This is a genomic window from Acidithiobacillus sp. TH-A36, assembly GCF_057473445.1.
In genome coordinates this window covers 1-11,020 of sequence record NZ_JBYCKP010000476.1, presented here as the reverse complement: position 1 = coordinate 11,020, position 11,020 = coordinate 1, and the positions used below count along the sequence as shown (strand labels likewise).

Annotated in this window: 10 protein-coding genes and 1 pseudogene; 7 read left to right on the top strand and 4 right to left on the bottom strand. The window is 52.0% G+C overall.

Annotated elements, in window-relative coordinates:
- Nucleotides 1-515, top strand: a 515-nt coding sequence (locus AC2VLY_RS12255) for a CopD family protein (protein WP_486891739.1), incomplete at its 5' end; no start/stop codon positions are given.
- 23 nt (nucleotides 516-538) lie between these two features.
- Here the strand turns inward: AC2VLY_RS12255 and AC2VLY_RS12250 are convergent.
- Nucleotides 539-1,966, bottom strand: a complete 1,428-nt coding sequence (locus AC2VLY_RS12250) for a dihydrolipoyl dehydrogenase family protein (RefSeq protein ID WP_486891738.1) — start codon at nucleotides 1,964-1,966, stop codon at nucleotides 539-541.
- Between the two features lie 356 nt (nucleotides 1,967-2,322).
- On the opposite strand from AC2VLY_RS12250, the gene AC2VLY_RS12245 reads away from it, so the two are divergent.
- Genes AC2VLY_RS12245 through AC2VLY_RS12230 form a run of 4 tightly spaced genes read left to right on the top strand, consistent with a single transcriptional unit; the run spans nucleotide 2,323 to nucleotide 6,877 of the window.
- The gene (locus AC2VLY_RS12245) at nucleotides 2,323-3,858 is read left to right on the top strand and encodes an OpgD/OpgG family glucan biosynthesis protein (protein ID WP_486922368.1); all 1,536 of its coding nucleotides are present in this window, start codon (nucleotides 2,323-2,325) and stop codon (nucleotides 3,856-3,858) included.
- 5 nt (nucleotides 3,859-3,863) lie between these two features.
- Nucleotides 3,864-4,367: a hypothetical protein gene (locus tag AC2VLY_RS12240; RefSeq protein ID WP_193649404.1), complete on the top strand. Its 504-nt coding sequence runs from the start codon at nucleotides 3,864-3,866 to the stop codon at nucleotides 4,365-4,367.
- Between the two features lies 1 nt (nucleotide 4,368).
- On the top strand, nucleotides 4,369-6,453 hold the full coding sequence (mdoH, locus tag AC2VLY_RS12235; RefSeq protein ID WP_486893726.1) for a glucans biosynthesis glucosyltransferase MdoH: 2,085 nt from the start codon (nucleotides 4,369-4,371) through the stop codon (nucleotides 6,451-6,453).
- A 4-nt stretch (nucleotides 6,454-6,457) separates the two neighbouring features.
- Nucleotides 6,458-6,877, top strand: coding sequence for a tetratricopeptide repeat protein (locus AC2VLY_RS12230; RefSeq protein WP_486893727.1), 420 nt, complete (start codon nucleotides 6,458-6,460; stop codon nucleotides 6,875-6,877).
- A 125-nt stretch (nucleotides 6,878-7,002) separates the two neighbouring features.
- Here the strand turns inward: AC2VLY_RS12230 and AC2VLY_RS12225 are convergent, their stop codons facing one another.
- Nucleotides 7,003-8,046 carry a complex I NDUFA9 subunit family protein gene (locus tag AC2VLY_RS12225; RefSeq protein WP_193649402.1) on the bottom strand — a complete coding sequence of 348 codons (1,044 nt, stop codon included), beginning with the start codon at nucleotides 8,044-8,046 and terminating at the stop codon, nucleotides 7,003-7,005.
- Nucleotides 8,047-8,225: 179 nt separating this feature from the next.
- Here AC2VLY_RS12225 and AC2VLY_RS12220 point away from each other — a divergent pair, with 179 nt between their 5' ends.
- Complete coding sequence (locus AC2VLY_RS12220) at nucleotides 8,226-8,648, top strand: DUF423 domain-containing protein (protein WP_193649401.1); 423 nt, start codon at nucleotides 8,226-8,228, stop codon at nucleotides 8,646-8,648.
- Nucleotides 8,649-8,651: 3 nt separating this feature from the next.
- On the top strand, nucleotides 8,652-9,041 hold the full coding sequence (locus tag AC2VLY_RS12215; RefSeq protein WP_486893729.1) for a hypothetical protein: 390 nt from the start codon (nucleotides 8,652-8,654) through the stop codon (nucleotides 9,039-9,041).
- Between the two features lie 76 nt (nucleotides 9,042-9,117).
- Here the strand turns inward: AC2VLY_RS12215 and AC2VLY_RS12210 are convergent, their stop codons facing one another.
- Together AC2VLY_RS12210 and AC2VLY_RS12205 are read right to left on the bottom strand one after the other, a co-directional pair.
- Nucleotides 9,118-10,581 carry an MFS transporter gene (locus AC2VLY_RS12210; RefSeq protein ID WP_486922366.1) on the bottom strand — a complete coding sequence of 488 codons (1,464 nt, stop codon included), beginning with the start codon at nucleotides 10,579-10,581 and terminating at the stop codon, nucleotides 9,118-9,120.
- 74 nt (nucleotides 10,582-10,655) lie between these two features.
- A pseudogene (locus AC2VLY_RS12205) lies at nucleotides 10,656-11,020 on the bottom strand (2,3-bisphosphoglycerate-independent phosphoglycerate mutase); the annotation flags it as partial.

The following is an 11,020-nucleotide window of genomic DNA, read 5'->3' as shown; positions in this document are numbered from 1 at the left end:
TTTTTGGACAGCATGGTCATGCAAGGAAATTTGAAAAAATCATGAATACCCTCTGGATTGAGCAGTTTGTACATATACTCGCGGTGATTGTCTGGATTGGCGGCCTGTTTTTTGTGACGATGGTGCTGGCCCCGACCCTGAAAAAAGAAATCACGCAGAACAGTACGCGTATTGCCTTGATGCATGTGTTGCTGCGTCGTTTCTTTTTCTGGATGTTACTCGCGGCTTTCCTGTTATTGCTGACTGGTTACAGCATGGTGTTCGTGTTCTACGGAGGATTTGCCGCTCTTGCCATCCCCGAATGGATCATGGTGGTTTTGGGTACGATCATGGTGATGATTGTTCTGCATACTTATTTTGCGCCACTCAAACGCTTGCGCCGGGCAGTGCGCGATCAGGACTGGCAGGCGGGCTCCAGGGCCTTGGGTCAAGTCCGAATGCTGGCCAGCACCAATCTTGTGCTGTCCTTCATGGTCATTCTGGTGGGTATATGGGGCGTGTTTGGCACGCCCTGATGATAATTGGTGATTTATGAAGCCTAATCAGATGACTCCGCAGATCCGAAAATCTGTGCTTCCAATCCCCAGCGGGCTGCCAGTGTTTCGGTGGCATTGACCAGTTCTTCGGCACGGGATGGATGGTTGACCCGAATTTCGGCAATGCGGCGCAGCGCTTCTTCGCGATTACCACTATTGGCGAGCAGATGAATCAGTTCTCCAGCATCCCGGCCAATAATTTCGCCGCCCAGTAACTCACCACTATCCATATCAGCGAGCAGTCGCACGAAACCTGCCGTGTCATCCTGACCCAATGCCCTTGGCGAGGTTTCAAACGCCGCGAAGCCTACGGCTGGTTCATAACCTTCGTCTTCTGCAGTGTCATCATCCAGGCCAATGCGCGCCAGTTCTACCGCTGAATAAACCAGTTCTGGTACCCAGGCCGGATTCCGCTCCTGTTTTTCTTCACTGAGCAGGTTGTGAATGATGATTTGGGCATCGCTCAGAGCCTGGTTGGCATTCATGATCGGGCCCACTACATCCCCCAGGGCAAAAATACCCGGTTCTGCGGTTTCCAGGTGCTCATCTGTTTGTACAAAGCCTTTTTCATCAAGTTCCACAGCCGTATTTTCCAGACCCAAGCCCTGGGTGAAAGCCTTACGCCCGGTGGCCAATAGTACCCAGTCGCCCTGTACGGATTGTCCGTCTTCTGCAAAAACCGTCACGCCCTGATCATCCTCGGCAATGCGTGCTACGCGAAAATGCTCTACAGCCTTAATATCCAGGGCGTTGAGGGCGGCTTTCAGGGTATCCTTGGCCTGTGGTGAATATTGGGTATGGGCCAGTGAGGCGGAGTTCACCAGCCACTGCACGTCTTTATCCAGCTGATCGAAAATATACGCAAACTCTGTGCCGATTACGCCGCCGCCAATCAGTATAACGCGCTTGCCCGCTGGAGCTCCGTCGTCATAAAGCATGTCGCTGGTGAGCACTTTTCCAGAAATGGTCTGGATGCCCTTGGGAAGGGCAGGGGTGGATCCCGTTGCAATAATTGTGTACCGGGTTTGTATCTGGCTGCTGCCAGTTGGACTATCAACGCTAATATGCCGGGCATCTACAAAGCTGCCGGTTCCTGCCAACAGTTGCACCCCCAGACGTTTGAGGTAATCCACATAACTGTTGCGAACGGACTCGACTACCTGGTGCTGGTGTTCCCAGGCTTGAGCCATGTCTCCTTTCAGGTCAGTGCCGATGACACCGCGTTTGGCAAAATGTCGGCTTTGTTCAATCCATTTGGCGGTTTCGTGCCAATCCTTTTTGGGAACGCAACCACGATTGAGGCAGGTTCCGCCCCAGGTAGCACTTTCAATAATCGCCACTTTTTGGCCACGTAAAGCCGCCAGAACTGCCGCACGATAGCCGCCTGGCCCGCTGCCAATAATGGTGATGTCTACTTGATAATCACTCATAAGTCCATCCTTATCATTCAGTTGAAAAATTTTTTAAAAGTGGTTTATGAAGCATTTAACGGTGATAAAATTTCCTGTTGTTTTTCGGCGACGAGATGATTTTTGTTATGGTTCCGATTTGGCGTCACGCAAAGTTGCATCAGCTTAACAGAAAATTGCGACAAATTAATACTTTCAATAGGTTATGTTTTATCTGCAAAATTATTGATGAACGGCAGTATTTTTCATAGCATTTTTTATGGCTGGCTTCGTCATGTTGCGTCGGGCAGAGGCGACAAAAAAAACATGTTATTCAAAAAAAATAAAATATAAACATATAGTTAATATTTTGGTACGAGAATTGCTTAAGCATCTTCATGAACCATTTATCTCGTAATCATTCCTCCTTGAAGCTTGCTTCTGCCATTCTGCTCAGCCTGACAGGTTGGGCCTTCAGCATTGCGGCATCGGCGGATGATTTTAACATGCAGACCGTAGAGTCCAAGGCCCAGGCACTGGTAAATGCGCATTATAATCCCAAGCCTTTGCCGATTCCTTCCTACCTCAAAAATCTAAGCCCTGAACAGTACAGCCAGATTCAGGACACGAGACCTTTGTGGCAGAACGAGAATACGCCTTTTCAGGCACAATTTTATCTGCCCGGTTCCTGGTTTCATCAGCCGGAAGTCATTCGCGAAGTGATCAATGGCAAGGTGCGTCCCATCCCCTTTAATCTCGGGGACTTCAGATTTGGTAATTTAAAGGTCCCCACTGATCTGCCGAGTGACCTGGGTTATGCCGGATTCCGCTTGTTAGCGCCTCTGAACACACCGCCGAACTATAATGAATTTATTTCCTTTCTGGGCGCAACGTACTTTCGTGCGGTGGGTAAACATGCCGTTTATGGTACTTCAGCACGCGGTCTGGGTATTGATACGGCCCAACCGTCTGGAGAAATATTCCCTTATTTCAAAGAGATATGGCTGGAAAAGCCGCAGGCCGGTGCGCAGGATATGGTGGTTTATGCGCTTATGGACAGTCCAGTAGCCACGGGGGCCTATCGCTTCACCATCCAGACCGGTGACAGTACGACGGTACAGGTGCAGGCCACCATCTATTTGCGTAAACCCGTACAGGTGCTTGAACTCGCGCCTTTGACCAGCATGTACTGGCACGGTCATGGTCGTGGGATTACCGCCGGCGACTGGCATCCCGCCCAGCATGATTCCAGTGATCTGGTCATGGCCAATGGTAATGGTGAATGGTTGACCCGCCCCATTGATAATCCCCTGCAGATTCAGACTACGACTTACAGCATGGATCACCCGGTAGGCTTCGGTCTGATTCAGGAAGATCGTGATTTTTCTGCTTATCAGGGTATTGAAACCCAATACCAGCGCCGTCCCAGTGTTTGGGTGCAACCGGTAGGAGACTGGGGGAAGGGTCAGGTGCGCCTCGTTGAGCTGCCCACCAATAACCGGGACATGGACAATATCGATGTTTTCTGGGTTCCGGATCAGGAACCGGCTCCGAAAACGCCCCTGCATTTTGCCTACAACTTGCGTTTCTTTCTGGATAATCATGGCCTGATTCCTTTGGCACATCCCGTCGGAACCTATCTTGGCGATGACCCGAAAACTGCCGGAGCGCGTACTGTCGTTATTGATTTTGGCGGTGGTGCTCTGACGAAATTACCTGGGAATATGCCTGTTAAAGCCCATCTCACGGCTGAAAATGAGGCTCAGATTTTGAGCCAAAAGCTGGAATGGGATGCTAAGGATCATTTTTGGCGGGTGATTGCGGTCATACAGCCGCAAACGGCCTCACCCAGTAATGTGCGTTGTTATTTAACCCTCGATAAGCAGGTTATGACCAATACCTGGACTTATCTTCTTCATGCGGCAAAGGAGTAGGTGTAATGTTTAAAGATGAATCAAGCTACAGCGTCAATCCTGCGGGTGAGTGGCTGGCAGGTTGTACAGCAGAGGCCCTGGTCGTCGCAAATAGCGCACCCGTTCTTGTTCGTATGGAGCGGTATTTGGCGCGCCTGGCGTTAACTGATGCCCAGCGTTTGTGGATACGTGGTCAGGTCATCAGCCAATTGCAGGGCGTGGAAACCCATCAGGATGCGCTTTATGCCCGGGCTTTTGCCAGCCTGCATCAGGCACTGGCAACTTTGGGTAATGGGGATGAACTGGATGCCCGTCTCGATCTTTCCCTGCGCATGACTGCAAATGCGGCCCAGGATGCCCGGTCATGCCGTTGGCTACAGCAGCAGGTAGCGCCTGCCATTCAGCGCAGCAACATGGCCTCTCTTCCCATGAATCGTTCCTGGCTGGCTGCCGCATCGCGCCTGTGGCAGACATTGTTTAGCCGCAGCAAGGTATTGACGAGTCGCCGTATTCTGACCGGAGAAGTCTGAATTGGCACGGGCTATGGCCCGGCAGTGGGAAACCATCAGCCGGTACCGACGTTACTGGTTAAGTGCCTTTATTATTTTGCCGGCCTGTAGTGCGGGCCTGATGTTGGATCAGGTTCTTGCTGATCGCTTACCGCTCTGGCTGGAAATACCTACCCTCATCATATTTTCCATGTTGTTTGCCTGGATTTCTGCAGGCTTCTGGACGGCGCTGGTTGGCTTTATACTGCTGATGAGCGGGCGCACTGATACCTCCCCCGGTAGTCCCGAACTCCGCCTGGCTGAGCCCCTCCCGCAGAATAAAGTGGCGATCCTCATGCCCATTTATAATGAAGAAGTGGAGCGGGTGGCTGCCGGGCTACAGGCCACTTTCAAATCCTTGCAGCGGGCTGGTGCCTTGGGCCATTTTGAATTTTTTCTGCTCAGTGATACCCGCAATCCTGATATTTGGTTACGGGAAGAACTGGTCTGGTCGGCGCTTTGTGAGTCTCTGGATGCTTTTGGCAAGATTCATTATCGACGGCGTCCGGTAAACAATAAGGCCAAAAGCGGCAATGTCGCTGATTTTTGCAGACGCTGGGGTCGTGCTTACGAATATATGGTCGTGCTGGACGCTGATAGCGTCATGAACGGTGAAACCCTCTATCGCATGCTGGAAATGATGGAAGGAAATCCGCAGGTGGGTATCATTCAGACCCAACCTGTGGCCGTCAATCGGGAAACCTTGTATGCCCGTCTGCAACAATTTGCGCAGCATCTGTATGGCCCGATTTTCAGCGCCGGATTGCGTTTCTGGCAGTTGGGTGACGGACATTACATTGGTCATAATGCCATTTTACGAACTGCACCGTTCACCGAATATTGCGCCTTGCCCGTATTACCCGGCCGGCCCCCTCTGGGTGGACCCTTACTCAGTCACGATTTTGTCGAAGCGGCACTGATGGCCAGAAATGGCTGGGAAGTGTGGTTTGTACCCAGTCTGACAGGTAGTTATGAAGAAGTTCCCCCCACCCTGATAGATGATTTGAAACGGGATAGGCGCTGGGCGCAGGGCAATCTGCAACATCTGCGCTTATTGGCCGGGGAAGGCTTGCGTTCTGCACACCGCTTCCTGTTCATCAACGGGGCTATGTCTTTTCTGGCGGCACCGCTCTGGGGACTGTTTTTGATTCTTGGCGCGTTGGGTTCACTGCATTGGGCTGGTGGAGGGAATGATGATACGGTCACCCCTTTTTATTGGGGAAGTAACATTGATCCTTTGCCATTCTGGTTGTTTGGAGTGACGGCAGTTTTACTGCTTTCGCCCAAGTGGATGGCGGTTCTTTGGGTAGCCCGTCAGCCTGGTCGCCGCCAGCAATTTGGAGGATTATTTCATCTCATTCTGAGCATGCTGGTTGAGAGTTTGTTTTCGGTTTTGATGGCCCCTATCCGGATGGCATTTCATAGTCAGTTTGTCATTCAAACCCTCATGGGGAAGGGCGTACGTTGGGGGGCTCAGGTGCGTGGTGACCAGGAAACCAGATGGTCAGTAGCCCTGCGTTTTTTTGGCTGGTGCTCGGCGCTGGGGTTGGTGCTGGCAGTCGCCCTGTACCCCTTTTTGGGGTTCTGGCATTTTGTCTGGTTGGTTCCAATTTTGGGTGGCCTGGTCGCCGCCGTGCCTTTGGGCGCATGGACCAGTCGCCCTGGACTGGGACGCTGGGCACGCCAGCAGCACCTGTTTGTGATTCCCGAGGAGGTCATCGTCCCGGAAGAATTGCAGTCACTGGATAGTGACAGTGTCGCCTATCTCCCGCACATTGAGGGAGATGCTTTTGTGCAGGTTGTGGTAGATCCTCGCTTTAATGCCATTCACAGCGCCTTGCAGCGCAATCGCACCGGATTATGGCCTCGTGCCGCCAGTCTTTGCCACAAGGCTCTGGAACAAGGCCCGCAGCAACTCAGCAATCGCGAGCGCAATATTCTCTTGAGTGATCGTAACTCCATGCTGTCTCTACATCGTGCCGTCTGGTCCATGAATGACCGGGAACGCTTGACGGCTTGGGGTGTGGAGAGTGACGATCAGGATCTGATCAATCAGGCAGGACAATAACCCCATGGCAAAAAATGGTGAAACCCTTGATCTCATGGCTCTGGCTGGCATCCGCAATGATCTGGATGATCTCCGCGCCCGTGCCCAGGCCGGAGATCCTGTGGCCCAGTTCAATATGGGCGTGAAATACGCCGAAGGGTCTGAGGTTCCTCAGGATTACCAGGAGGCTGCGCGCTGGTACAGTGCGGCGGCAGACCAGAATGATGCACCGGCGCAATTCAATCTGGGCTTGCTGTTTTATCAAGGCCAGGGGCTGCGCAAGGATTTATCCTGCGCTTATGAGTTGTTCAGTCTCGCCGCAGCACAGGGAGATACGCGTGCCCAGGCTGGGATGACGGCGATTCTTGGCGAAGTCTCCAGTGAGCTCGCTGAGGAGTTCATTGAAAAATTTGGGCAGGGCGACCAGGGCGCCGCAACCCACTAAGCTGAAAGCGGCAAATATACCAGGAGCTTCAGTGGCTTAAGCTGGCAGCCTGATCGCCCCTGACAAAGTCCCTCGCCCGTCAGAAAGCATCCAAGCCCGTCGGGGATGGGTTATTTGCTGCAGTTTTAGCGGCGGTTACGGATTGCTGATAAGCGTTCGGTATGCTGACCTTTGCCGCCGAGATAAGTCGGCACGATACTTTCAATGGCTGTTGGCTGAATATTAAATACTTCCTGCAAATCCTTTTTGCTGGAAATATTATCTATGGACAATGACTTCAAATTATCGCGGGTGAGCACTTTGCCGGGCAGTTTTTCCATGATTCCTGCCTGCAGGTTACCCAACAGGGGACAGAGGGCAATCACCTTGCGATGTGTACCAATCAGACTTTGGGTATAGGCGATCAGCTCGCCCAGGGCATATACCTTGGGGCCGCAAAGATCATAGGCTTTGCCATAGGTTTTTTCATTGTCTATAGATTGTACGAAAGCACTGACCACATCTTCAATCCACACGGGCTGCATTTTCGCCTGAGTGCCGGCCATGGGCAAAAAGAAAGGGATTTTGCGCAGCAGTTGGGCAAAGCGATTGAAAAAACTGTCCCCCTCGCCAAATATGATGGAAGGACGAAATGAAGTCACTTTAAGACCGCGCCCCCAGAGTAATTTCGGACCATTCAGATAATTGAAATGGCCGTTTTTGGCGCTGTTTTCTCCAGACTGACGGATAATTTCTTCACCGATGCCTTTGGAACGCAGGTAGGCACTGGGGGCAATGGGGTTGGCACCGAGGGCGCTCATATGCAGGAGTCGTGGAATACCGAGATGTCCACAAAGATTAGCGACCAGGCGGGGGAGCTCAATATGGTTTTTTTCAAAATCACCGTGGCGCTCGGGCGGATAGTCGCTGCGACCCGGGCGGTTTTCGTTAAGGATTCCCACCAGATTAATGACTACATCCCGTCCTTCCAGTTGTTGCTCCAGCGCAATTGGGTCATGCACATTACATTCAACAACCTCTACCTGTGGCAGAACCAGCAGGTTTTCGCGGTTACGCTCCCGATTGCGGGTCAGAATGCGAATCTGGTGCCCATCCTGACTGAGACGCTCCGCCAGATGTCGGCCGACAAAACCCGTGCCACCAAGAATACAGATTTTATGTGTTGCCATGAGCTTATACTCCTCCGCAAATTATCAGCCAGAGCATAGCACAGCTAGCCTGCCCCGATGCTGAAGAAAGTTTGAATCAGGGCATGAAGGTAGGCTATAAGAGAAACATATCTGCCTGAATGTGGCAGTTGGGCAGGACATGCCCGGAAACTGCGACGTACAGAATCGAGGAGAAAGGAATGGCGGAATGCAGTAATCAAAATGGTGCGCGCAGGGGCGGACAAATTTCTGCGTTAGGTGCTTTGCTGGTGGGGCTGGCTATTATTGCCGGTGCGGCTGGTGACCATCTGGTCGCTGGGCAGGTGAGCAGGCAGAGTTTGCATGTTTACGATATTGCCGTGCGTTTTCAGATTTATAATGCGCTAGGCTTGGTTCAGCTGGGTATTTTGATTCGATTATGGGGTAAAAGAAGGCTGCTTTGTGCTTCGGCGCTGTTGATGGCTCTGGGTGTGCTTTTTTTCAGCGGGGGGCTGTATTTGCTGGTCATTACCGGCCAGTCATTCTGGGCAATTTTTGCCCCTTTGGGAGGCACAGCATGGATTGTCGCCTGGTTGCTTCTCGCTGTCGGCCTCTGGCGGGCATCCATGCAAGTGAAGGAGTAATGTATGCTTATTGCCAAAAATGACGCTTATCATAAACAACTGGATTTTGCGGACGCTGAAATCGGTGACGTATTCTGGGTCGTCGAACATGTACCTTATAGTGGCACCATTAAAGGGGTTCAAAAATATACCGTCACTGAAATTCGCTCCAAACTGGTTATTTGTCAATCAGAATTGGCTAAGCCGATGAAAATAAAGCGGAGTACTTTGCAGGAAAACTGTTACCTCGAAAATGATCCGTATTTTGCAGATATACAGAAAACTATTGAAATCAGTAGCCAGGTAGAATGGGTCCGCAAATTGATCAAGGAGCATGAAAGCCGTGACTTTGATCAGGAAGTGGTTGACGCCGTTCTGGCCTGGCAACGCCGGGTGGAAATGCGACGGGAATAGGAATCAGCAGGGCGCGGGCCAAAGTCGCGACAAAGCTCCCGTACCAACTGCCGTATTCAGGTTTGGGTGCGTGAGGCTATTGTGGTACTTCTGGACCATGATGTTCTTCGAGAGTTTTACCGTGGCCCTGGACCCGAAAGGTCCAGGTCATTCCCAGGCCGAGCAGGCTCACCAGAATCATGAGCAGCAACACGGCTGAAAGTCCCCAGTATGCCTGAATGAGTGGTAGTAAAAATACGCTGATTGTGGCGCCTATTTTGGCGACTGCAGCGGCAAATCCGGACCCGAATGCGCGTATCTGAGTAGGATACATTTCTGTGGGCAAAATGAAGGTGGTGGCATTAGGACCCATGGTCATGAACAAATTGAAGAGCATGAAGCCAGCGAGGATCAGGTAATATTGGCTGATTTCATTCCCCGTATGCTGCTGCGCAGCACTGAGCAGTAGTCCCATTCCGGTAATCATGCCCACAAAACCGGTAAGTTGCATATGAATGCGCCCCAGTTTTGGAACTGCCCAGAGCGACAGCAGTGAACCCAGCAACAGGAACAGGTCTACCTTGCCACTATCCAGGGCGTTGCTGAGATCCTTCCCTAATGTGGAGCTTAATCCGGGCAGATTTGTACGCAGACTGCCAAGCAGAATGGTGGTGAACAAACCTATTCCATAGGTGGCAACGTCCATAAAAAACCAGGGGAGAGTCACCAGCAGGGTTCGCCGACGATATTCCGGCGCAAATAAGGTGGCGATACCCAAATGATGACCAGGCAGAATTTTGGCAACATGATGATGTTTTCTACCCAGGCGTTGGGCAATCTGCAGTAATTGGCTTTTTTTGTCCGGGGCAAAGCGGGTAAGAATTTTTACAGCCTGAGCATTGCGGCCATGGCCCATGCACCAGCGTACACTTTCCGGCAAACTCAGGCGTCCGATCAGATAGGGAAGCACTACCAGAATTTCTGCGGCAAGTAACCAACGCCAGGTATCATCGCCAGTCCGGGCATTCTGCAGCAGGAGAATAGCCAAGGCGACGCCCGCCAACATGCCGACGGACTGGATAGCGATGGAGGCGGCCATCATTCTGCCGCGGCGTCCCTGGGGCATGAATTCTGCCAGATAGCTGCTGGCAACCGGAAAATCCATGCCGACACCGATGCCGAGCAACAGCTCTGCCTGGGTCAGAATGGTGGCATTGGGCGCAAGTGCCGCTAATGTGGCGGCAATAATCAACAAAATCATATCGCTGATCATGACCGGTTTGCGCCCCCAACGATCGGCAATATGTCCGCCCAACAGGGCACCGATGACGGTTCCCCCCATGAGCATGGCAGCCACCATGCCGACACTACTGGCAGGCATGTGAAAGTGGGGGATTACCAGTGGCAGGGTGACACCCAGCAAAAACATGGAAACCCCACTCAATAAAGTGCCCCCCGTGGACAAGGCCCAAATCCGATAGTGGATGGGTAACATCGGGCTGTTGTCGAGTATGGCGGTCATTGCGACATGATCAGGATGAATAGTGTGCGCATTTTCCACAAGTGATGCAGCGGTTTTTTTTAATCTAACAGTATTGGCTGTGCTTGCGTGGATGTCGGCTGTTGGATCTGGATTCAACGCAGCTTGTCCCGGAGAATCAGACTTTTCCCCGTCATTTCAGAGGGCTGGGAAAGTCCCATGAGATCAAGAATGGTTGGCGCAATATCAGCGGTACCCCGGCCAATTCCCAACTTTGCGCCTCCGTGACCCATCAGGAGCATGGGTACGGGATAGACCGTGTGCTGGGTATGGGGTTCACCGCTCACTGGATCCACCATTTCATCGCAATTGCCGTGATCAGCCGTGAGGATGATTTTGAAATCGTGCTGAAGCGCTACCTGAGTAATCCGATGAAATTGGAGATCAAGCGTTTCTACCGCACGGAGAATGGCCGGGATTTTGGCGGTATGACCGACCATGTCACCATTGGCAAAATTGA